Here is a 21,584-nt window from a genome sequence, read left to right on the forward strand (position 1 = left end):
GGTCATGGCTCCCCCCACCGCCCTGACGCCCAAACCCACCCATGGTGAAGGGCCGAGAGCTTCCGCCTTTTGCGATCTGCTGCCCATTCCGGCCGTGCTGCTCGATCAGGGCGGGCGTATCTATCATGCCAATCGTGTCGCGCATTCAACGTTCGGCGATGCGCTGGGTGCCGTGATCCGTCATCCTGCGGTGCAGTCGGTACTGGCGACATTGACGCCTGAGACAGGCGTTGTCACCCGTGTCGAACTGGACGTGCCGGTACGGCGCATCGTGCAGGTGACCTTTCGAAAATGGTCGGAGCGTTTCGCGAGCGATATCGGCTGGGTCGATGGCGTGCTTGCCGTGCTTGAGGATTGTTCTGAATTCGAGGTCGTGGATCGTATGCGCGCCGATTTCGTGGCCTATGCGAGCCACGAGCTGCGCACACCGCTGGCTTCGCTGATCGGATTTATCGAGACCCTGCAGGGGCCTGCTTCCGACGATCCGGCGGCACAGCAGCAGTTTCTGGCCGTCATGGCCGCTCAGGCCGCGCGTATGGAGCGTCTGATCGAACGTCTGCTCTATCTGTCGCGTGTTCAGCGTCTTGAGCATATGCGCCCCAACGATATGGTGGCGGCGCAGGACATCATGGACCGCCTGCTCGAAGACAGCCAGATTCTGATACGCTCATCCGAGGCGCGCCTGATCCTTCTGCCGACCGATGAAGATCTGTTCTTTCCGGCGGATGAGGATCAGATCGTTCAGGTTCTGCTCAATCTGGTCGAAAACGCGCTTAAGTATGCGGGTCCGGATATCGAGATCCGCGTCGGGATCGTCGCCGATAATGGCAAGGGGGTCGAGATCTCCGTTGCCGATAACGGGCGCGGCGTGGATACCCAGCACGTGCCACGCCTGACCGAACGCTTCTATCGCGTCGAAGGGCGGGTCACGGCCTCTCAGACCGGCACCGGGCTCGGTCTGGCGATCGTAAAGCATATCGTCGATCGCCATGGCGGGCGCCTGCGCATCGAAAGCGCCCCCGGTAAAGGCATGACCTGTCGTATCTGGTTGCCCAAGGCGAGCTGAAACCCGCTCAGCCACCTGGTTGCAGGGTCGGGACGCGCTTCAGAACCAGCCGCGCGGGTTGCGCATCGGCACTTCGTCAGTGAGTGCGATGATCGGGCGTATCACGCGAATCAACCACCAGACGAAAAGTAGGCCGAACAGGATATAGCCGATGAAGACCAGGCAGAGGACGCCTGCGATGGCCGCGCCGCACAGACCCAGCCAGAAAGTGCGGATTGCGTAGGTGAAGTGGCTTTCATAGATCGTCCCCTGTGCGTCACCGCGCTTGAGATAGGCCACGATCACACCGGGAATACTGGTGATGCCGAAGAAAAACGACGCGATGAACAGAATGTGCACGATCCAGGCCCAACGCCTCGCACGCTCGCTGCGTTGAGAGGTGGGCCAGGCTTGGGAAAAACCGGGTTGCATGGGTATTTCGATCCTTGTGCCGTGCTGTGATAGTGAAAGAGACGGGTCTTCCACGCTCACGTTATCCTGAAGAAGCCCGTTGTTGTTACAGAAAACTGATCGGTGACATGATTTCGTCTTCGCGCATTATGACTTTGCTTGTTCTTGCAGCTTTCGTTTCCCCCGGTGCGGTGTATGCCCAGAGCGTCACGGGCGCCGGTTCGAGCTTTGCTGCGCCGCTTTATGAAAGCTGGGGTGTACTGGCACGCGACAAGGGCGGTTTCAGCGTCAACTATCAGAGTGTCGGTTCCGGGGCCGGTCTCAATCAGGTCGTCGCGGGCACGGTCGATTTCGGCGCGTCGGACAAACCTGCCAGCAAAGCGCTCCTGACCGATCATCAGCTCTATCAGTTCCCAACGGCGCTCGGTGCCATCGTGGTCATCGTCAACCTGCCCGATCTGCCTGCAGGCGTGCTGCGTCTCGATGGACCGACGCTTGCCGCGATTTATGATGGAAGCATCAGTGCGTGGGACGACCCGCGCATCAAGGCGCTGAATCCCGATCTGGCCCTGCCTGATATCGATGTGGCGCCTATTCATCGTGCCGATGCTTCAGGGACGAGCTTCGTGTTCACGTCTTACCTGTCTCATGTCTCGCCCGAATGGCGTGCTCATATCGGGGCAGGAACGTCTGTTGCCTGGACGGAGGGCGCGGGCGCGCGCGGCAATGACGGCGTGGCAGCAAGTGTGCGAGAAACGATTGGCGGTATCGGCTATGTCGAATATGCCTATGCGAGCCATAATCACATCCCGATGGCGCGTCTGAAAAGCCATGACGGGGCGTATGTCGAGGCCAATCCGGCAAGTTTCGCTGCATCGGCAGCGCAGGCAGATTGGGAACATGCGCAAGGGCATGTGGTCGATCTGCTCGACGGGGCTGGAGCAAATGCCTGGCCGATCATGAGTGCGACCTACGCCATCGTGCCCAGAGCCTCGCATCCAGAGGTGAAGCGCTTCTTCGAAATCGGTCTGCGCGATGGAGAAGACGGGGCCAGAAAGCTCGACTACATCACCCTGCCTGCAACCGTGCGCGACGATATTCTGCGCGGCTGGCCGCATTGAAGCGCAGATCTTCCACAGGGAAAAAGTTCCGTGGGCTCGCGGTAGCAAAGTCTTGATAAGGCGCGCCATTTTCAAAGGCGCTGGCCGGTCTATTCTGTATCGATCTTTTAATGGTGGGGTTGTTACCCTGGCCATGCGCTCTGAATAGTGACCAAGCGGGAATATCCCTATGCCGTTGCCCTCTTTTCTCTTTGTCTGCACAGGCAATATCTGCCGTTCCCCGCTCGCTGAAGCCGCCATGCGCGCTGAAGCCGCCAGACGCGGCCTCACGCTGGATATCGATTCCGCAGCGACAGGCGTTTGGCATGTGGGTGAAATGCCCGATATCCGCGCCCGCCGCGTTGCCAAGAAACATGGTCTCGATATCGAAACCTATGTCGCAAGGCAGGTTCAGGAAGGCGATTTCGCCCGATTTGACCATATCATCGCACTCGATACGGGCCATTTGCGCGCGCTGCGTCGTCTGACCCCCCAGGTCGATCGGGAACGCATCCGTCTTCTGCTCGATTATGTGCCCGAGCGGCGCGGTGAAGAAATTTCCGACCCGTTTTACGGCAAGGATATCGATTTTGAGACGGCCTGGCAGGAAATCGCACTCGGCTGTGCCAGTCTGGCAAGCTTTACGTTAGATTCCTGATGCCTACGCGGCTCGAAAGCGCAGCGCTTCTCATCGGGGAGACGTTCAGCTTCGATGCCGCGCCTATGGGCGGGGGTGACCTCTCTGAAATCTGGCATCTGCGCTTCGAAACGGGTCGCGAGGTCGTCGTCAAGCTCGGGGGACAGGCAGCGGCAGAGGCCGCTATGCTACGGGCCATGGGCGCCACTGGTGCGCCAGTGCCAGAAGTATTGGCTGCACAGGGTGATCTGCTTGTCCTGTCTTTCATACCGGCGGTCCGGCTCTCCGAGGCTGGATGGGCGGCTTTGGGCAAGGCGCTCGCAATTCTGCACGGAGCCGATCAACCGCCCCGCTATGGATGGTCAGAAGATTATGCCTTCGGTCCCCTACCGATTGTTAATGGCTGGACGCCCGACTGGCGCCATTTCTGGCGCGACTATCGGCTCGAGCCCTGTCTCACATTTCTGCCCAGAGGGATTGCCGCAAGGGTAAGGCATATCGCCACGACGCTGGAGCGTTTTCTGCCCCAAACACCACGCCCCAGCCTGCTTCATGGTGATCTATGGAGTGGAAACTTTCTTCTGACCCGCGCCGAGCGTAGCGAGACAAAAGCGGTGCTGATCGACCCGGCATCCCTGATTGGGGATGCGAGTGCCGATTTCGCGATGCTGACGCTTTTCTCCTCACCGCCCGAAATCTTCTGGCGCAGCTATGGCCTGTTGCCCGAAGGTTATGAGCAGGCGATCGATGTGTATCGTTTGTGGCCCGCCCTCGTGCATTATCGGCTTTTCGGTCACCCCTATCTCGGCATGATTGAGAGCCTGCTCGACCGATTGGAGGTCTGAGAGAAATCAACTGGGCGACGCTACCCCGCCTAAAGCTTATCACGGGTGTCGCACGGCATAAGGAGGTTCCGCGGACAGGGTGACCAGCCGATCGCCCGAGCGGCCAGAAGGGCAGCGCTGGCAGCGGTCAATTCAGGCTCCCTGACAATATGGAAAGCCTGTGTCGAAAGTCGGGTCTTGATAGCGACCCAGCCAGGTGCCCGCGCCCAGCCGCCTGCCATGAAGGCTTGTGCGCCGTCAGTGCCGAGCCGTGAGAAGCGCGAGACCGCGTCATTACCAGCTCGAGCCAATGCCCCAACGATCGCGGAGGCGCGTGAGAGCGGTTTATCGGGCACAGGTTCCCGGAAGCTGGGTTCACCCCCGCCATGAGAACCACGTTCGAAACAGGCGCTCTCGAGATATGAATCCGGGGTTTCTGCTCCTGAAAAAAGCTTGTCGATAAAAGAGGCTGTCTCAGGTTCCCGCCGTGCCCAGGCAAGATTGCGAGCGAGTTCCTCAACGCAGAGGAGCGTAGCACCTTGTGAGCGAATGCCAGGGGCGACATCGAATTCGCTCTGCCCGCCTATCGGAAAATCAGCGCTCTGGGTGACGATAACCTCAGCCGTACCCATTGAATCGAGGATGGCGCGTGGCGCGATCTGGGTAATGCCCCAACCGCCGATCGGGTGATCACGACCACCTGCCACGACCATGGCGCTGTCGGTGAAGACTTCTCTGACAAGGGCTGTCTTGCCTCTTACCGGCCCGACGATGTCGCCTGTGCGCTTGATGGGCGGCAGGAGTGCAAGCGTGCCGAGCGTAGCCTCGACCCGCTCACGGCACCAGCATTGCTCTTTGGGCAGAAATGCCGCGCTGCGAGCTGCCAGCGTGTCGCTCATGAATGTTCGGCCGCTCCAGAACGACGCCACATAATCCGTAAGTGCTAGCCAGGAATGGGCCCGTTCATGGCCCTGCTGCCTGACCGCCCAGTACCAGCCAGTCATGGTTCGAAAGGCATCCGTTGAGATGCCGGATGCGGGGCAGGGCGTTAGTGTTGCCAGAAACTGGTTGAATAAGTCCTGTCTTCTCGGGTCGAACCAGGCCATGGCGGGTGTCAGGGGGACGAGATCGCGATCAACCAGCATGCCGTCTTCGCCGATGCCTGCAATAGAGATTGCGGCAATGCGATATCGGGCGCCGCAAAGATCGCGCAGTAGAATTTCTGCCTGCTCGAGTAATTGGTGCGCATCGATCATCAGATCGAGCTCGCGTCTTGGTGTGGGCAGGGAGGTACGGCCGATAACCCGACCGTCCCGCGTGATGGCCAGGGCCTTCATATTGGTGCTGCCGATATCGAGACCGGTGGCCACATCTTCGAATCCCATCACGAATTCCCTGCCTCTGGAGTAGAGGTTAAACTAAGATCGGCTCGTCAGTCTGCAAAGCGGACAGACTTTGCAAGATCGTTGATCTGACCCAGCAGTGAGATCGCGATTTTTTGCTCGCGCTGCCAGATATTGCGGCCCACAATCACGCCACGCGCCCCGGCTCGCAGGGTCTGTGCGATGGCGTCGAGCGTGTCGGCAGGATTGCCTGCAAGCGGGCCGCCAGCGATCACGAGAGGCATCTGCAACTCCTCAACCAGTCGCTTGGTACGCGCCTCGCCGGGGAAGGCGATCTTGATGACATGGGCACCGAGGTCATAAGCGATGCGCGCGATTTTCTCTTCTTCGACAATGACCTCTTCGGTACGCGGCGCTCCGATCAGAACCGGTTCGAGCACCAGGGGAATGTCCCAATGGTCGCACGCGGAAATGACTTTGCCAGCGCGATGGCAAAGGGCGACGCGCTCGCGATTCGACATGTTCCACGGGAAGAGCATTTTCACGGCATCTACGCCCATGCGCACAGCATCTTCGATGGAGGTGATGAGGTCATGCGACCCACCGCCGTCGAGCTGACGATAGTCGTAATACGTGTCGATTGTCAGAACACGCGTGAGTTCAGGATGCTGCGCAAAGAAACGCTCGGTCTGCCGGACCTGGCCCGGTGTGAGCATGAACCCCGTGACGCCATGTTCCGACCATTGGGTGAAGGGCGCTGAAGGGGTTTCAAGGCCGTCGATACGATCGAAGATCAGACCGTGATCGACGGGCATGATGATGGCCGCGCGATGGCTCGGCAAAGTGCGGCGCAGACGATAGGTCATGGACATGAGAGGCTCCTTCCTCGCTGGGGCAATGGGTGGTCGAAATTGCCCTCTGGGCAACGATATTGTACGGTTTGTACGGACAATATGCAGACGCTTTTCGAGGCGGGCCGTCAATTCTAGGCAGGTAAGAAAGCGGAGGAGAAAAGGATTCTTCATAGAGGCAAGTGATCTCAAGTCACTGAAGAAGAACAATATAAGTGAAAGTCAAACGCTCGATCACAAATCGATTATCGATCGTACTGTCCGTACAGTATGGCCCGAATCTTGTAATTTGCTATGTATGAGTCGTACCCGGAGACAATGAGTCGCGGGCTATTTTTGCGAGGAACCGTGCCATGCATGCGTTGGAATTCGATGGACAGAGTGGAATGACTCTCGTGCAGCGTGAGAGGCCTTCTCCCGGCGCAGGAGAGATTCTCATTGCTCCCGCTCTGGTCGGCATTTGTGGGACAGATCTGCACCTTCTGGACGGCGATTACCCGCTCGGACGTTTCCCTCGCGTTACGGGGCATGAATTTTCGGGGCGCGTCGTCGCTGTCGGTGACGGGGTGACGCGTTTTACACCGGGTGATCAGGCCTGTGTCGACCCGAATATCACCTGCGGTCATTGCGACAGATGCGCATCCGGTGCGGTGAACCTCTGTCGCAAGCTGGTGCCGGTCGGGGTTTCTGTCGACGGCGCTTTTGCCGAATTTGTGGTTGTCCCCGAAAAGATTGCCTACCCTCTGCCCGCCGGGCTGGATGCGCAGGCAGGCGCTCTGATCGAGCCTCTGGCCTGTGTCCTGCACGGTTTTGAGCGGGCTCCCCTGCCTGAAGGCGCTGCCGTACTGGTTTACGGCGCCGGCAGTATCGGTCTGCTGGCCATTGCGCTTGCCTTGCATGAGGGCGCAGCAAAAGTCGAGATTATCGAGCCCAGTCCTGTAAGAAGAAAAGCAGCGCTTGAATTCGGCGCGCACGCCGCTTTCGCACCGGGAGACAGACCGATCTGTCGCGATGTGAATTACGTCATCGAAGCAAGTGGCAATCGTTCGGCTGTCGCAGATGCCCTGTCTCATCTTGCGCCGCGAGGCGTGCTGCTTCAAATGGGCGTCTGCCCGCCTGACGCCTCAATTCCTCTTGTTCCGTTTGATCTGTTCGATCGCGAGCTCACACTTGTCGGCTCGCAATCGCTGAGCGGGGCCTATGCCAGAGCGATCGATGTCATGGGTCACTTGGCCGATCTTCCCGCCAAGCTCGTGAGTCATATCTATGATCTGGCATCCGCCCGGGACGCTTTCACCATGGCTCGCTCCGAAAACGCACGGAAAATCCTGATACGCTGTAACGATGGTGCAGAGCAGAACTGAATTTTCGGGAAGAGGGAAGATTTTCCAATCTCGGCTCTATGTCCTAACAAGGATAGAGGCGTTTCGGCAGGGGAAGAGAAGGCGGTATGACTATGGATGCGGACGGATTTTCCATCGATCGGCTCTCAACCACGCCGTATTATCTGCAACTCTCCAATCATATCGAGGCGATGATTGAGGCCGGGAAGCTTCTTCCCGGTAATCGTTTGCCAAGCGAAAGTGATTTTTGCACGCGTTACGAATTGTCGCGTGCCACGGTGAGACAAAGCCTGCAAACCCTTGAAACGCGAGGTGTGGTTCAGCGTATTTCCGGGCGCGGCGCCTTCGTGTCGACGAGGGAGGCCCCTCAGGGCTGGATGATCCAGGGCGAAAAAGGCTTTCTGGAGACAGCTTTAGGACATGGGCGTCGTGATGTGACGACGTCTGTGACGGATGCGCAGACGCGTGTGCTGCCTGATTATGTCTGCAAGGCACTCGGCCTTGATGAGGGCAGCGAGGGTTTCGGATTATCGCGGCTCAGGGCGCTGGGCGGCATGAAGGCACTCTACAGCGTGAATTACAGCCCGCCTCTTCTGACTCCTGTTCTGGAAGCCGGAGCGGCCGTTCTCGAAGGGCGCGCCTCTCTCACGGCTCTACTGGCTGAAGAAGGCTATAGTCTGCAGGGCGCGCATCGGTCGATCGTGGCCGTTGCCGCCACGAAGGATATTGCGTCACGGCTCGATATTCGGACAGGGGCACCGATCCTGCGGGTCCGATCAGTATCCTGGCGTCGGGACGGATTGCGCTATGATTTTTACGAAGCGTGGGTGCGCAGCGATCTCATTCCCCTTGAGGTAGATGTCAGCGTAGTCTGACCGTGCTTCCCCGTCATGGCGGCGGGGAAGCTGGTTTTTCAGAGGCTCTTCGCCACACTCTCGAACAGTACCGCGATGGCCTCGGCGCCTGGGTCGGGAATATCGGCGAGCTGTTCCGCCGGGATATAGGAGGCACGCCCTGCACGGGCTTTCATGCTGCGTGTGGCGTCGGCGCCAGCGCGCGCGGCCGCAGCGGCTGCGGCCAGAGACTCTCCGGTGTTGAGGGCGTCGATGGCGGGCAGTAAGGCGTCGAGCATCGTGCGGTCACCCGCATGGGCGCCTCCGTAACCCTGCATCTGTGCGGCGCCTTTCTGCAGACCCTCACGCCAGTTCTCGTCATGCCCCGCTGTTGTCGTGAGGATGGAGAGCAGAACGCCGCTCGATCCACCGCTGTGCCGGGCCAGCAGGCGACCGATCGTGGCCAGAAGCTTTTGTGGCGAGGCGAGGGGGAGTGAGTCGAGTGCCTTGAGAATTTGCCGGCCCGATTCTGCGAAGGTCGATCCGGCATCGCCATCGCCGCATTTGGCGTCGAGGGCGTTTAGTCGCGCTTCATTGGCCAGAAGGGCTTCGGCACCTGTCGTGATCAGCTTGCGCAGTACGGCGCTGTCGGAAGGCGCATCGACGAACGTCTCAGGCAAAGCGGGGCAGGGCAGGGTTGCGACAGGGGCGAAATGCGCCAGTCCCGGCCAGGATCGTGGCCCGGCATCGGCAGCAAGGGCTGCAACAAACGCCGGATCGGCGGGCAGGGTCGTGAGCGAGAACCCATTCATGTCGAGCGCCGTCATGAGCGGTGCCGGGCCGATGATCCACTCCGTTCGGGCGGCCAGAGAAGTACGCGAAAATCCATCGAGCAGCGCGTAAGCTTCGAGCGGCGGCACGCTGCCCAGCATGTTGAGCAGGACGATCAGTTTGCCCTCAGGCGGCAAGGCGGCTTCGAGCTTTTCTGCCGTACGGGTCACAAGCGCGTCGAGCCCGGCCATGGCGATGCGCTCGACACCGGCCTCGCCGTGGATGCCGAGCCCCAGTTCGGCCTCGTTCTCGCCAAGGCGCGGCTTCTGGTCCGGGGTAAACACATTGCAATCGCTCAACGCCAGTCCGATCGAACTGAGCGATTCTGCCACCTTGCGCGCCAGAGCGGCGACTTCTGCCAGCGACTGGCCTGCCTCTGCGGCAGCCCCTGCGATTTTATGGACGAGTACCGTGCCCGCGATACCACGCGCCTTGTCGGTGCGGCCAAGCGCGATGTCATCGCCGATGATCACCAGCTCGACATTCAGGCCCAAGGCTTTGGCCTGTTCGGCGGCAATACCGAAATTCAGACGGTCGCCGGTGTAGTTCTTGACGATCAGAAGGCAGCCCGCCTCGCCGGTGACGGCCCTGATGGCGGCGAGAATGGCGTCGACACCGGGGGAGGCGAAAATCTGGCCACAGATCGCCCCTGTAAGCATGCCCTTCCCGACGAATCCTGCATGGGCGGGCTCATGGCCCGAGCCTCCCCCGGAGAGCACGGCGACACGCTCTTTCTGCCAGTCTTTCCGCAGGATGACGTGAATGTCTTCCGCGCCTTCCAACCGGCAGAGATCGGCCCCGTAGGAGGAGCGCAGCAAGCCCTCCAGCCCTTCCTTCACAATGGTCTCGCGCGTGTTGAAAAACCGCTTCATGCTTCGTCTCCGCGTCAGTTCTCGGGCCTTTTGCGCCCCGTATGTCGCTCAGGACGGCCAGACTAGGAGGGGAAACGGTGCAGGAATATGACATATCGATGTGATGAAAAACACATTGATGTGACAGCTGCGATATGCCTGCTTTTGCGGGCAAAGCCGCAATGCGTTTGGCCCGCAAAGTCAGGGTAGAGCTTGACAGAGCGCCCCTCGTGATCTCGATTTCCTTATCGCAAGCTTGTGCCATTCATTCGTGTAAACGATTGGCAGAGGTCCAAGATTTCGTTACGATTACACAAGAAAATTCGTCAACCGGGTCAGGATTACAAAGTTTTGGACATTCCATCCAAGTCGCATCACCATCCGCCGCCACAAGCGGATGAAGGCTATCACAAGGATCTGGGTCGCCGTCAGGTCCAGATGATCGCTATCGGTGGCGCCATCGGCACCGGCCTCTTCCTCGGCGCGGGTACGCGCCTGCAACAGGCAGGGCCGTCTCTGGCCATCGATTATCTGGTTTGCGGCCTCTTCTGCTTCCTCATCCTACGCGCTCTGGGCGAACTGGTAATGTATCGCCCAAGTGCGGGCAGCTTTGTCTCCTATGCCCGCGAGTTTCTGGGCGAGAAAGCAGCCTATGCGGCAGGGTGGCTGTCCTTCCTGAACTGGGCGATGACAGGCATCGTCGATATCACGGCGGTCGCCCTCTACATGCATTTCTGGGGCACGTTCGATCATGTGCCGCAATGGGTGTTTGCCCTTGTAGCCCTCGGCATCGTCGGCACCATGAACATGATCGGCGTGCGCTATTTCGGCGAACTCGAATTCTGGTTCTCGCTCATCAAGGTGATTGCGCTCGCGCTGTTCCTGATTTTCGGCTGCGTTGTTCTGGGCCTGAAAATGCCCGTCGGCGGTGCCGTGCCCGGTTTCCATCTGATTTCTGAAAATGGCGGTATCTTCCCGCATGGCATCATGCCCGCGCTGTTCCTCATGCAGGGTGTGGTCTTTGCCTATTCGGCCATCGAGCTTGTCGGTACGGCAGCGGGTGAATGTGCCAATCCGCGCGAGATCATTCCCCGCGCCATCAACAGCGTGATCTGGCGCATTGGCCTGTTTTATGTCGGCTCGGTCATCCTGCTGGTCTGCCTTCTGCCCTGGACCGCCTATCACAAGGGTGTCAGCCCGTTTGTGACCTTCTTTCAGGCGCTCGGTGTGCCGCATGTCGATACGGTCATGAATATCGTGGTGCTGACGGCAGCGCTGTCGAGCCTCAATTCGGGTCTCTATTCGACAGGTCGTGTCCTGCGCGCACTGGCACTCGGTGGGTCTGCGCCGCGTGCGCTTGCCAAGATGAATCGCCAGTCAGTGCCTTATGTCGGTATTCTGACCACTGTGGTTGTTTACCTCGTTGGCGTCGGGCTGAATTATCTCATTCCGGCACGCGTCTTCGAGATCGTTCTGAACGTGGCGGCGCTGGGCATTATCAGTACCTGGAGCTTCATCCTGATCTGCCAGATACGCATGCGCAAGCTGGTCAATAGCGGCGAGATCGAAAGCGCGGGCTTCCGTATGCCCGGCGCACCCTATACTGCCTGGCTTACTCTCGGCTTTCTGGGTTTCGTCGTCGTGATGATGGCGCTCGACTACCCCGAAGGCACCTACACGGTCATCGCCATACCGTTCATCGGGGTCATTCTGGCCCTTGGCTGGGGGCTGATTGCCCTGAGCCGCCGCAGGGGCGCCTGACCCTGCGTTTTCTCGCTCAGCCCTCGATGGGCTGGGCGGGTTCTCCCGGGAACTGGCCTTCCCATTTGGCGACCACGGCGGTCGCCAGAGAATTGCCGACGACATTCGTAGCAGAACGGCCCATATCCAGAAATGTATCGATGCCGAGGATGAGCAGTACGCCCTCCTCGGGCAGTTTGAACTGGCTGAGTGTCGCAGCAATCACGACCAGCGATGCGCGCGGAATGCCCGCAACGCCTTTGCTTGTGAGCATCAGCGTCAGCAGCATGACGATCTGCGTGCTCCAGGGCAGGCTGATATCATAGGCCTGGGCGATGAAGATGCTCGCAAAAGTGCAATACATCATCGTGCCATCCAGATTAAAAGAATAGCCTAGCGGCAGCACGAACGACGAGATTCGACGCGAAATCGGGAAGCGTGAAAGCTGGTCGAGCATTATCGGATAGGCGGCTTCCGAACTCGCCGTCGAGAAGGCGAGCAGGAAAGGTTCGCGCATCAGCGAGATGAGGCGACGGGCCGGTCGCCCAAGGATCACAAAGGCAGCAGCGATAAGTGCACACCACAGCAGGAACATGGCGATATAGAACTCGCCCATGAACTTGCCGTAGTTGATCAGAACGCTGAGACCGTTGGTGGTGATGGTCGCCGACATGGCGCAGAACACCGCAACGGGGGCCAGCATCATGACATAGCCCGTCACCTTCAGGATGATCTGCGAAAGGCTCTCGGTCCATTCCATGACCACACGGGCCTTCTCCGGCATGGACGCACAGGCGATGCCAAAAAATACCGAGAACACGACGATCTGCAGGATCTCGTTATCGGTCATGGCGCGAAAGACGGAATCCGGCACAATATGCTTGACGAAACTGTCGAGCGACATACCCGCAGTGGCAACCGGCGAGGTAGCAACACCCTGCAGGCGATGCATGCCGATGCCGGGACCGAAGAGATTCACCAGCACCATGCCGAGCGTCAGCGAAAAAAGTGAGGCCGCCAGAAACCAGATCATTGCCTTCGCGCCGACGCGGCCCACCGACGCCGCGTCGGACATGTGGCCGATGCCGACCACAAGCGTCGAGAAAACGAGCGGGGCGATGATCATCTTGATGAGGCGCAGGAAGATAGTCGAGCCGATCGAGACGTAATGAGCGAAATGCTGCTGTTGTATCGTGTCGGCGATGAGCGCATGGGCCGTACCGCCGACGCCAATGCCGAGCAGCATCGCGATGACGATGATTGTGGTCATACTCATGCGCTTCATGATGTCGGTTCTTCCTTCCTGAAGATGGATCGGCCCTGGAAATGGCTCAGGCCCGAAAAGCGCCATTCGCTGGAATTGCAGCGCAGGCATCGTCGCGGTGTTTGACGGTCATGCCTATCCGATCAAAGCAGAGGTCCCGACGAGATGATGCTCTAAGCTATTATCTCGTCTTATATCAAATATCGGAACCGGAAGGGGTCGAGACTGTCATGCCGCTTTAAGGCTTCATGACAAAATGGCGCGTTGTGGGTGGGCGCAATCTCGGTCATATGAAAAGGGCGGAGAGAGGCGTTTTGCTCGAGCCGCGAAAGAGGAATGCAGCATGGTTCAGAATGCAATTTCGGTGGTGATGGGCCTCATACTTGGTCTTTTCACCCTGATTGTCTCCGTGATTGCCGTGATAGAAGAGGCCGCGAGAAAAGCGCTCGTGTCGCTGGGCATTCCTCATCAGGTGCAGACGGCGCTTCTTGCCCTGCTGCTGCTTTTGCTTGTTGTTATTTCTTTTCGTCTCTTCGGGCGGCTCTTTGGCGTGCTGATTGCGATTGTTCTTCTTGCCCTGCTGCTACATGCGCTCTTCGCACCCGATATGACGGCTATCGCCATCTGACAGCACGAAACACGCCGCACGGCCGGGCGCACAGGCACCCGGTAAGGATGACGGCGGTCTTGAGGAAAAATGGTGTCCGCGGCGGGATTCGAACCCACGGCCCCAGGATTCATCCCACTTCGGCTTTCGCCGCCGACAGGACGGGCAAATCGCCCGACGCGTCGTTCGTGGTCTGGACTGTCTCTTCACCATAGCCTGGCATGCCAGACGACAGGTGCTGCCCGTACAGTCTCTACACCTTCGCCACTCTTTTCAGAGAAGCGCTTGGCTCGGGATTGGCACGGCATAATGCCAGAGCGTTCCCCGAATTTGAGCAGATCCACCATGGCGTTTCCGACCATGGCGCCCAATTTTAGGAATCCTGTGCTCTATCCTGCTGAGCTACGCGGACTACCATTTCCAGTCTAGGGGGCTCGCGCTGCACAAGCAAGCCGCCAGCTTTCAAATTTTTCTGTTCCCTGACATTGGTTGCAATAATGACAAGTCAAACTAAGATTGTTGCTTGTAGTAAGTCTCTTCGCCGTCGCATATGGGGCCTGTAGAGATGTTCTGTTTTTGTCGGATGCAAGATTTACTGCGTCCTGTTCCCCAAGGGGCCATTGTCGACAAGCACGGTCTCGGCATCAACGTCTTCCCTTCGACTGCGCGGGTTGTTGAAGTGAGGAATACGTTTCGTAAAAAAACCGAGATAGGAATGTGATATAAGGCTTTGAGAAGAGAAAGCGTAAAGTAATGTTCGATCTGGCCCTCCGTGGTGTTGCAAAAACCGATTCCACCCTACTGCGTCTGCGACTGATTGGTCGTATGGAAGCAATGACGCTTACTGGCGAAAGCGTTCTTCCTGTTGGTGGGAAGACGAAAGGTCTGCTTGCCATACTTGCGCTGTCGGATCGTAAACCCGTCGCCCGGTCTCATCTGGCTGAACTGCTCTGGAGCCGTCGTCCTGACGATCTGGCGCGCGCGTCGCTGCGTCAGGAAATTCATCGTCTTCTAGACGCACTGAGTCCGCTCGGTGTCGATGTGATCGACGTTCAGCGTCATACACTTGCGCTTAAGCCCGCTCTCACCTCGGTGGATGTCGAGCGCGTTCTCAACGGTGGCAAGTCGATCCTGCGCGAATTGCCGCCGCCAAGCGAGGTACTGCTGGGAGAGTTGAACGGAATCGATCCCGCTTTCAACGAGTGGATCGAAGGCCAGCGGACGCGTCTGAATCGTCATATTTATCAGCTTTTTGAGAGTGCGCTGCGTACACAGGTCGATCCTGACGCCATTCTCGAGACGGCAGATCACCTGCTTTTGCGCGACGGTCTCAATGAGGCGGCATGGCGCGCGCGCATCCAGGCATGGGTGACCAAGGGCGAATATGCCCAGGCTGCAGCGCTTGGCGACCAGGTTGTGCAGCTATTCCAGGACCAGCTCGGCACCGTGCCCGGCCCCGCGACAATGGGGCTGGTGCGCGGCTTGCAGGAACGAATCGCTTTCGATTCCTACGCGAAGTCGCATCACGGCGCCTCGTCCGAGGTCGATACGTCTCTGCTCCATGCCGACAGGCATGTTGAGAGCTCGGGTCTTTTTGCTTCAGCAGGAGGGGAAGGGTCATTTTTATCGGCTGGGCCGCCGCCACGCACACTGGGCTCCATCGCTGTTGCGCCGCTAAAGGCCACAGGAGGAGAACATGCCGAAGCCCTCGCTGCCGAGCTGACTGAACGCCTCGAAGTGAAGCTGGTCGGGCTCCAGACATTTACGGTTGTGCCGTTTCCTGAAACGCCGCACGGCGATACCGGACCGCTTCTGGGCAATACCTATAATCCGGGTACGGATTATGTCATTTCAGGGCTCGTGCGTGCGAATTGCCCCCATGGCGAGGCGTCCGAAGGCTATGTCATCATCAGATTGCTGAGCCTGCGTCAGGAAGGCAGTGTTGTCTGGGCAGATCGTTTTGAGCTGCCGAAGGATACGCGCGCCCAGCGTGCGCTGTTGTTCTACGTCATGAAGTCGTTGCAGTGGTCGCTGTTTCTCTCCGAGGGGCAGCGTATGATGTCGCGCCCGATTGCAGAGCTTTCGGCGTTTCAGATGGCGATCAGGGCGCTCACCCTTTTGCTGCGCTGCGATATTACGCTGTCGGCAGAGCTGAGCGAACTGGTCGAGCGGGCCTATCAATCCGATCAGGAATCGGTCTTCGTGCTCTATGTGCGGTCGCTGATCCGTTTTTTCCTTTATCAGGACAACTGGACCGGTGCGCCGTCGGAAGAGATGGAAGAGATCGCGTCTGCCGCGGGATACGTAGCAATCCAGCTTCGGGCGAACCCGCTGGGTGTCTGGCTCTCCATGATGACCCGTACTTTCACACCGGGGCAGCTCGACGAAGCGAAGGCCCTGACGGCGGAGTACACGGGTGCGTCCGGTGTTTTTCCCGCAATTGCGATCTCACCGTCCATCCATGCCCTCAAGGCCATCCAGGCCCTGCTGTCAGAGGACAAGGATTGTGCGCTGGATGAAATCCAGCAGTTCCGGGCCTTGCGGGCTTCCCAGCCGCTTGCGGTGTTGTCGGAGCCGTTCAGCATTTTTGTGCTTGAAGTGTCCGGCAATGCCGAAGAAGCACGTCAGGCCGGGGCGGCTTTCGTTAGCCTCTATCCCCGAAGTGCTGCAGGTGTTCTGTATTATCTCGTCGCGCTTGCCGCTCAGGGTGTCAGTGAGGAAGCCGATCGTGTAAAGCGCCATTTGCTGCGTCTGGTGCCGGATGTGACCATTGTGGGGGTTCTCTCCCGCCATGCCTATCTGCCTGACTCCATGCAGGCCTGGCTGCGCGAGATGCTCGAACGCGTCGGTATCCCCGCAGGATAAACCCGTTGCCCCGCTTGGCGTGGCCGGGCGGGCGCGATATGAACTGTTTTCAGCGCCGGACGCGGCTATCGCGATCGGGGATTTCGACACGCGGCCAGTGCCAGTCTAATAGGGACATCATGACTCCTCGTTTGCAGCCGATTGCCCCTCTCAATGCGCCTGTCAGGGCGACCCTCTCGCTGGGACGGTTCCTGCCCGTTCTGCCGCTTTGCGCTCTGATGGCGCTAAGCGCTTGCGGCGGCGGGCGCGACCCCGACAGCCTGACCCAGCCGCGCAACCATCTGCTGGGTGTCGACCGCGGCGCGACGGGCGGCGACGACCAGCTTCAGGGCGGCGTGAATGCCTATCTGTGGCGCGGTGCGATCGACACCCTGTCATTCATGCCATTTGCCTCGGCCGACGCGAATGGCGGCGTGATTCTGACGGATTGGTATCAGCCGCCTGCCAGCACCAATGAGCGTTTCAAGATTGCGGCCTATATTCTCGACCGCCGTCTGCGCTCCGATGCCCTGCGCGTCTCTGTTTTCCGTCAGGAAAAGCAGGGTACGGAGTGGGTCGATACCCCCGTTGCGCCTAACACGACGTCTGACATCACCACCCGCATCCTCGCCCGCGCGCGTCAGCTTCGTGCCGATAACGGCAACCGGGATTAATTCCCGGTTTTTCGACGTAAACGCGACCGGAACAAACGATAGAAGATCATGACGGAACAAGAGACACTCGGCTTCGATTTCGACAAGGCCGAGCCCAAATGGCAAGCCAGATGGGAGAGCGCCCGCGCTTTCGCGGCAGAGGATCACCCTGCTGCCGACAAGCCGAAATATTATGTGCTTGAGATGTTTCCCTATCCGTCTGGTCAGCTCCATATGGGCCATGTGCGCAATTATGCGCTTGGCGATGTGGTGGCGCGCTACAAGCGCGCGCGCGGCTTTTCGGTGCTGCATCCCATGGGGTGGGATGCATTTGGCCTTCCCGCCGAAAATGCCGCGCGTGAGCGTGGCGTGCATCCGGGCCAGTGGACGCTCGACAACATCGCCGCGATGCGCGGCACGTTGCAGCGCCTCGGTTTCTCGCTCGACTGGGAGCGCGAAATTGCCACCTGCCTGCCGGAATATTACGGCCATCAGCAGAAGCTCTTTCTCGATATGTGGCGCAAGGGGCTGGTCGAACGTCGTGAATCGGCGGTCAACTGGGACCCTGTGGACAATACCGTTCTCGCCAATGAGCAGGTAGTCGATGGACGTGGCTGGCGTTCTGGCGCGCTGATCGAGAAGAAGCGCCTGTCGCAGTGGTTCCTCAAGATCACCGATTTTGCCGCTCCGCTGCTCGAGGGGCTGGACAAGCTCGATCGCTGGCCAGCGCGCGTGCGCGTCATGCAGGAGCGCTGGATCGGTCGTTCGGAAGGTGTGCGCGTGCGTTTCGCGCTTCATGCGCCGCCGGAAGGGTTCGATGTCGATCTGGATTCGGTCGAGGTTTTCACGACCCGTCCCGACACGCTGTTCGGTATGAGCTTCGTCGCGATTGCCGCCGATCATCCTCTGGCTGCAAAGGTGGCAAAGGATAATCAGAGCGCACGCGAATTTATTGAGGAATGCCAGCGCCTGGGGACGTCGGAAGAAGCCATCGAGGCGGCCGAGAAGCGCGGCGTCGATACGGGTTTGCGGGTGAGCAACCCGTTTGCGCCCGACGAAACCGTACCGGTCTGGATCGCCAACTTCGTGCTGATGGACTATGGCACGGGTGCCGTTTTCGGTTGCCCCTGTGGCGACCAGCGCGACCTCGATTTCGCCCGTAAATACGATCTGCCCATACGCCCCGTCATCCTGCCGACCGGGCAGGAAGAAAGCAGCTTCACGGTCGGCAAGACGGCCGTTACCGGCGAGGGCACGCTCATCAATTCCGGCTTCCTCGACGGGCTCAACACCGTCGAAGGCAAGCGTAAGGCTATCGAGCGCCTCGAAGACATGGGCATCGGTCGTTCGGTCGTGAACTGGCGTCTGCGCGACTGGGGCATTTCGCGTCAGCGCTACTGGGGCTGCCCAATCCCCGTGGTGCATTGCGAGTCCTGCGGTGCGGTGCCGGTTCCTGATGACCAGTTGCCGGTCAAGCTGCCGGGTGACGTGACGTTTGACCGCCCCGGCAACCCGCTCGATCATCATCCGAGCTGGAAACATGTCGCCTGCCCGCAATGCGGTGCTGCGGCGCGCCGTGAGACCGACACATTTGACACCTTCGTCGATAGCTCGTGGTATTTTGCCCGCTTCACGGCGCCCCATGCCGGGACGCCGACCGATCCGCAGGCTGCCAATTCCTGGTTGCCGGTTGATCAGTATATCGGCGGAATCGAGCACGCGATTTTGCATCTGCTCTATGCGCGCTTCTTCACGCGCGCCATGCATGAGACGGGTCATCTCGATCTCGACGAGCCTTTCGGCGGTCTATTCACTCAGGGCATGATCACCCATGAGAGCTATCGCGACGACAATGGCTGGCTCGCGCCCGAAGACGTCGTGCGTTCCGGCGATGGTTACGTGCGTCGCGATAATGGCGGTCCGGTTCAGCTCGGTCGCCTTGAGAAAATGTCCAAATCCAAGCGCAATACGGTATCGCCAATTGCGATCATCGAGCGTTTCGGCGCTGATACGGCGCGCTGGTTCGTGCTGTCTGACAGCCCGCCAGAGCGTGACATGGAATGGACCGAGGCCGGTGTGGCCGCTTCGGCGCGCTTCGGCCAGCGTCTCTATCGCCTGGTTCAGGGGGTTGCCAGCCAGGTGCCTCAGGATGCCGCTTTTGGCGAAGGCGGGCGCAGCCTGCGCCAGGCAACGCATCGCACGATCAAGGCCGTTACCGACGCGCTCGAAGGCTTCACGCCCAATGTGGCGGTGGCCCGTCTGCACGAGCTGAGCGCAGCCCTTGCCGAGGCAGAGAAGAAGGATGAGGAGGGTATCGGTGCTGCCCGTCGCGAAGCCGCGATGGTGCTTGCCCTTCTGGTCGCGCCGATGATGCCGCATCTGGCGGAAGAAATGGTCGCTCTGCTTGAGCCCGAAAGTGCCATGGTGGTCGAACGTTCCTGGCCAGTCGCGCTTGACGCGTTCGTTGCGCTCGACAGCATCACGCTGGGTGTCCAGATCATGGGCAAGCTGCGCGGCACAATTGAGGTGCCGCCCGATGCGCCCTCTGATATGGTCCTGCCTCTCGCCGAGGCCGAGCCCAATGTGGCGCGGATGCTCGAGGGCAAACGGATCGTCAAGCGGATCCATGTCCCGAACCGTATCGTCAATTTCGTGGTGGCAGGCTGATATCATGCGTCGATTCGTTCTGCTTGCTTCCCTGGCCCTGAGCGGCTGTGGTTTTCAGCCGCTTTACGGAAGCAATGGGGCAGGCGGGGCGCGCGTTACGCATGAATTGCAGCGCATCTATGTTGCCAATATCCCCGAGCGCCAGGGGCAGGAACTGCGTCTGGCGCTGCAGGAGCAGCTTGGTGGCGCCAGTACCAAGGCGCCTGACGGCTATACGCTGAACGTTGCTTTCAACGTAAATGCCTCTGTAATCGACATCCATAGCGACAACACGGCGGGTCGTTTCCGCGAGATCGGCTCGGCTCACTGGCGCCTGTGGACGGTTGAGGCGACCCCGAAATTCCTCGCAGAAGGCGATGTCTCCTCGCTTGATGGCTTCAACGCCACCTTCGAGCAATATCTCGCCCAGACGCTCAATGACGAGACGGTCCGTGCCCGCCTGGCCGAGACGCTTGCAGGCTCGATCCGCCAGCAGATCGCAACCTGGTTCAAATCGCAGATCAAACCCTCTACCAATAACCCGAGCGACGTGCCGTCCTATTTCGATCCGACAGCCATGCCGACGAAGGATGGCCAACCCTACGAAAAGGCCGGTCCTGACGGCTTCCCGGCGGCAGCAACGGGTCGAACGGATCTGAACAGCCAGAACAGCGACTGATCGCGTATGAAGATCGATGCCCGCTCGACTGCGCGTACCCTTGCCGAAATCGGCAAGTGGCGCGGGGTTTTGCTCTATGGCGATGATCTGGGGCTGATCCGCGAGCGCGCCGCGCAATGCGTGCGTCAGGTGGCTGAATCTCTCGACGATCCTTTTCGTGTCGCCCTGCTCGATCAGGAGCAGCACGGCCGGGTGGAAGAGGAAATCGGCGCGCTTTCGCTCATTGGCGGTCGCCGTGTTGTGTGGGTGCGCGACGCTCAGGACACGCTTCTACCCCGGGTCACAGCGGCCCTTTCGATCGAGAGCGATACGCTGCTTGTGATCGAGGCACCGGGGCTCGCCTCGCGCGCCAAGCTGCGCAGCGCGCTGGATGCGCATCCCAAGATAGCGTCGATCGGCTGCTACCCCGAAGAAGGGCGCACACTGATTGCCTCTTTGAGCGATCTCTTTCGTGACGCCTCTGTCGCCGTTGATCGCGAGGCTCTGTTCTGGCTCTCTTCCGTTCTGGGGGCAGACCGTGCTGCCGTGCGCAGCGAAGTAGAAAAGCTCGTTCTATATGCGGGTGAGGGTGGCAAACTCTCTCTGGACGATGTGCAGGACTGCATAGGCGATTCCGCCAATGCAACACTCGACGATGCGACGACTGCGGCTATGGCAGGTGAACGCGCCGCGGCCGATATCGCGCTCGAGCGGGCGCTTGCCGATGGTCTTTCCCCCATCGCGCTGGCCCGCGCCTGCCTCTCGCTCATGACGCGTCTCCATCGCGTGCTCGACTGGATGGATGAGGGAAAATCGCGTCAGGAAGCCATCAAGCTGCTCAAGCCGCCGGTCTTCTTCAAAAAAATGGACAGTTTCACCAAGGCGCTCGAACGCTGGGATGGCGTCGGGCTGCAACGCGCCTGCGAGGCGGTGCAGGGGTTCGAGCTGGCCTGCAAACAGACCGGCTGTCCCGATCTGGCTTTGTCGCGCCGCCTCATAGCTCAGCTCTGTCTCGGTCCAAGATCATTCCAGCGTTGAAATCATGGCGCGGTTCTGCCACGGCTGAGAGAACGGCATTCTAAAACGGCATTCTGACAGGGGAG

General features: G+C 59.6%; 18 protein-coding genes. 13 read left to right on the plus strand and 5 right to left on the minus strand.

Annotated features, from left to right (window positions below; all coding sequences use genetic code 11):
- Positions 1–4: 4 nt before the first annotated feature.
- Positions 5–1,066 carry a sensor histidine kinase gene (locus ABHV46_RS12485; RefSeq protein ID WP_336946853.1) on the plus strand — a complete coding sequence of 354 codons (1,062 nt, stop codon included), beginning with the start codon at positions 5–7 and terminating at the stop codon, positions 1,064–1,066.
- 39 nt (positions 1,067–1,105) lie between these two features.
- On the opposite strand, the gene ABHV46_RS12490 is transcribed toward ABHV46_RS12485, so the two are convergent.
- Entirely contained in the window at positions 1,106–1,477 is a 372-nt protein-coding gene (locus ABHV46_RS12490; RefSeq protein WP_336946854.1) for a DUF4870 family protein, read from the minus strand.
- A gap of 107 nt (positions 1,478–1,584) precedes the next feature.
- On the opposite strand from ABHV46_RS12490, the gene pstS reads away from it, so the two are divergent.
- From pstS to ABHV46_RS12505, 3 genes are all read left to right on the plus strand, one after another.
- Positions 1,585–2,577: a phosphate ABC transporter substrate-binding protein PstS gene (gene pstS / locus ABHV46_RS12495; RefSeq protein ID WP_438381722.1), complete on the plus strand. Its 993-nt coding sequence runs from the start codon at positions 1,585–1,587 to the stop codon at positions 2,575–2,577.
- 169 nt (positions 2,578–2,746) lie between these two features.
- The gene (locus ABHV46_RS12500) at positions 2,747–3,214 is read left to right on the plus strand and encodes a low molecular weight protein-tyrosine-phosphatase (RefSeq protein WP_438381723.1); all 468 of its coding nucleotides are present in this window, start codon (positions 2,747–2,749) and stop codon (positions 3,212–3,214) included.
- Complete coding sequence (locus ABHV46_RS12505) at positions 3,214–4,038, plus strand: fructosamine kinase family protein (RefSeq protein ID WP_438381724.1); 825 nt, start codon at positions 3,214–3,216, stop codon at positions 4,036–4,038. Before ABHV46_RS12500 ends, ABHV46_RS12505 begins: the two co-directional genes overlap by 1 nt.
- A 29-nt stretch (positions 4,039–4,067) precedes the next feature.
- Here the strand turns inward: ABHV46_RS12505 and ABHV46_RS12510 are convergent, their stop codons facing one another.
- Both ABHV46_RS12510 and ABHV46_RS12515 read right to left on the minus strand, forming a co-directional pair.
- Complete coding sequence (locus ABHV46_RS12510) at positions 4,068–5,402, minus strand: FGGY family carbohydrate kinase (RefSeq protein ID WP_438381725.1); 1,335 nt, start codon at positions 5,400–5,402, stop codon at positions 4,068–4,070.
- Between the two features lie 47 nt (positions 5,403–5,449).
- Positions 5,450–6,232, minus strand: a complete 783-nt coding sequence (locus ABHV46_RS12515) for a class I fructose-bisphosphate aldolase (protein WP_438381726.1) — start codon at positions 6,230–6,232, stop codon at positions 5,450–5,452.
- A gap of 332 nt (positions 6,233–6,564) precedes the next feature.
- Here ABHV46_RS12515 and ABHV46_RS12520 point away from each other — a divergent pair, with 332 nt between their 5' ends.
- Positions 6,565–7,575 carry a zinc-dependent alcohol dehydrogenase gene (locus ABHV46_RS12520; protein WP_438381727.1) on the plus strand — a complete coding sequence of 337 codons (1,011 nt, stop codon included), beginning with the start codon at positions 6,565–6,567 and terminating at the stop codon, positions 7,573–7,575.
- A gap of 86 nt (positions 7,576–7,661) precedes the next feature.
- On the plus strand, positions 7,662–8,429 hold the full coding sequence (locus ABHV46_RS12525; protein ID WP_438381728.1) for a GntR family transcriptional regulator: 768 nt from the start codon (positions 7,662–7,664) through the stop codon (positions 8,427–8,429).
- A 38-nt stretch (positions 8,430–8,467) separates the two neighbouring features.
- Here ABHV46_RS12525 and ABHV46_RS12530 read toward each other — a convergent pair whose 3' ends face one another.
- A complete protein-coding gene (locus ABHV46_RS12530) occupies positions 8,468–10,090 on the minus strand; it encodes a dihydroxyacetone kinase subunit DhaK (protein WP_438381729.1) in 1,623 nt (540 codons plus the stop codon).
- Positions 10,091–10,420: 330 nt separating this feature from the next.
- Here ABHV46_RS12530 and ABHV46_RS12535 point away from each other — a divergent pair, with 330 nt between their 5' ends.
- A complete protein-coding gene (locus ABHV46_RS12535) occupies positions 10,421–11,830 on the plus strand; it encodes an amino acid permease (protein WP_438381730.1) in 1,410 nt (469 codons plus the stop codon).
- Positions 11,831–11,846: 16 nt separating this feature from the next.
- Here ABHV46_RS12535 and ABHV46_RS12540 read toward each other — a convergent pair whose 3' ends face one another.
- Entirely contained in the window at positions 11,847–13,094 is a 1,248-nt protein-coding gene (locus ABHV46_RS12540) for a dicarboxylate/amino acid:cation symporter (protein ID WP_438381732.1), read from the minus strand.
- 322 nt (positions 13,095–13,416) lie between these two features.
- On the opposite strand from ABHV46_RS12540, the gene ABHV46_RS12545 reads away from it, so the two are divergent.
- The 6 genes from ABHV46_RS12545 to holA all read left to right on the plus strand — a co-directional run bounded on the left by ABHV46_RS12545 (position 13,417) and on the right by holA (position 21,519).
- The gene (locus ABHV46_RS12545) at positions 13,417–13,701 is read left to right on the plus strand and encodes a hypothetical protein (RefSeq protein ID WP_336946866.1); all 285 of its coding nucleotides are present in this window, start codon (positions 13,417–13,419) and stop codon (positions 13,699–13,701) included.
- 732 nt (positions 13,702–14,433) lie between these two features.
- Entirely contained in the window at positions 14,434–16,545 is a 2,112-nt protein-coding gene (locus ABHV46_RS12550) for a hypothetical protein (protein WP_438381733.1), read from the plus strand.
- A 218-nt stretch (positions 16,546–16,763) separates the two neighbouring features.
- Positions 16,764–17,198: a DUF3576 domain-containing protein gene (locus ABHV46_RS12555; RefSeq protein ID WP_408870669.1), complete on the plus strand. Its 435-nt coding sequence runs from the start codon at positions 16,764–16,766 to the stop codon at positions 17,196–17,198.
- Positions 17,199–17,246: 48 nt separating this feature from the next.
- The gene (gene leuS / locus ABHV46_RS12560) at positions 17,247–19,844 is read left to right on the plus strand and encodes a leucine--tRNA ligase (RefSeq protein ID WP_438381734.1); all 2,598 of its coding nucleotides are present in this window, start codon (positions 17,247–17,249) and stop codon (positions 19,842–19,844) included.
- Positions 19,845–19,848: 4 nt separating this feature from the next.
- Positions 19,849–20,502, plus strand: a complete 654-nt coding sequence (locus ABHV46_RS12565) for a hypothetical protein (RefSeq protein WP_438381735.1) — start codon at positions 19,849–19,851, stop codon at positions 20,500–20,502.
- Positions 20,503–20,508: 6 nt separating this feature from the next.
- Positions 20,509–21,519: a DNA polymerase III subunit delta gene (gene holA, locus ABHV46_RS12570; RefSeq protein WP_438381737.1), complete on the plus strand. Its 1,011-nt coding sequence runs from the start codon at positions 20,509–20,511 to the stop codon at positions 21,517–21,519.
- Positions 21,520–21,584: the final 65 nt, after the last annotated feature.

The sequence above is a fragment of the Asaia sp. BMEF1 genome (assembly GCF_051628905.1).
Lineage (GTDB): Bacteria > Pseudomonadota > Alphaproteobacteria > Acetobacterales > Acetobacteraceae > Asaia.

Excerpts from the sequence above, each read along its gene's own strand:
- ABHV46_RS12485 (WP_336946853.1), top strand. The coding sequence starts at position 5 with ATGGCTCCCCCCACCGCCCTGACGCCCAAACCCACCCATGGTGAAGGG.
- ABHV46_RS12500 (WP_438381723.1), top strand. The coding sequence starts at position 2,747 with ATGCCGTTGCCCTCTTTTCTCTTTGTCTGCACAGGCAATATCTGCCGT.
- ABHV46_RS12510 (WP_438381725.1), bottom strand. The coding sequence starts at position 5,402 with ATGGGATTCGAAGATGTGGCCACCGGTCTCGATATCGGCAGCACCAAT.
- ABHV46_RS12555 (WP_408870669.1), top strand. The coding sequence starts at position 16,764 with ATGGCGCTAAGCGCTTGCGGCGGCGGGCGCGACCCCGACAGCCTGACC.
- ABHV46_RS12515 (WP_438381726.1), bottom strand. The coding sequence starts at position 6,232 with ATGTCCATGACCTATCGTCTGCGCCGCACTTTGCCGAGCCATCGCGCG.
- ABHV46_RS12520 (WP_438381727.1), top strand. The coding sequence starts at position 6,565 with ATGCATGCGTTGGAATTCGATGGACAGAGTGGAATGACTCTCGTGCAG.
- ABHV46_RS12530 (WP_438381729.1), bottom strand. The coding sequence starts at position 10,090 with ATGAAGCGGTTTTTCAACACGCGCGAGACCATTGTGAAGGAAGGGCTG.
- ABHV46_RS12550 (WP_438381733.1), top strand. The coding sequence starts at position 14,434 with ATGTTCGATCTGGCCCTCCGTGGTGTTGCAAAAACCGATTCCACCCTA.
- pstS (WP_438381722.1), top strand. The coding sequence starts at position 1,585 with ATGATTTCGTCTTCGCGCATTATGACTTTGCTTGTTCTTGCAGCTTTC.
- ABHV46_RS12490 (WP_336946854.1), bottom strand. The coding sequence starts at position 1,477 with ATGCAACCCGGTTTTTCCCAAGCCTGGCCCACCTCTCAACGCAGCGAG.
- ABHV46_RS12540 (WP_438381732.1), bottom strand. The coding sequence starts at position 13,094 with ATGAAGCGCATGAGTATGACCACAATCATCGTCATCGCGATGCTGCTC.
- ABHV46_RS12565 (WP_438381735.1), top strand. The coding sequence starts at position 19,849 with ATGCGTCGATTCGTTCTGCTTGCTTCCCTGGCCCTGAGCGGCTGTGGT.
- leuS (WP_438381734.1), top strand. The coding sequence starts at position 17,247 with ATGACGGAACAAGAGACACTCGGCTTCGATTTCGACAAGGCCGAGCCC.
- ABHV46_RS12505 (WP_438381724.1), top strand. The coding sequence starts at position 3,214 with ATGCCTACGCGGCTCGAAAGCGCAGCGCTTCTCATCGGGGAGACGTTC.
- holA (WP_438381737.1), top strand. The coding sequence starts at position 20,509 with ATGAAGATCGATGCCCGCTCGACTGCGCGTACCCTTGCCGAAATCGGC.
- ABHV46_RS12545 (WP_336946866.1), top strand. The coding sequence starts at position 13,417 with ATGGTTCAGAATGCAATTTCGGTGGTGATGGGCCTCATACTTGGTCTT.
- ABHV46_RS12525 (WP_438381728.1), top strand. The coding sequence starts at position 7,662 with ATGACTATGGATGCGGACGGATTTTCCATCGATCGGCTCTCAACCACG.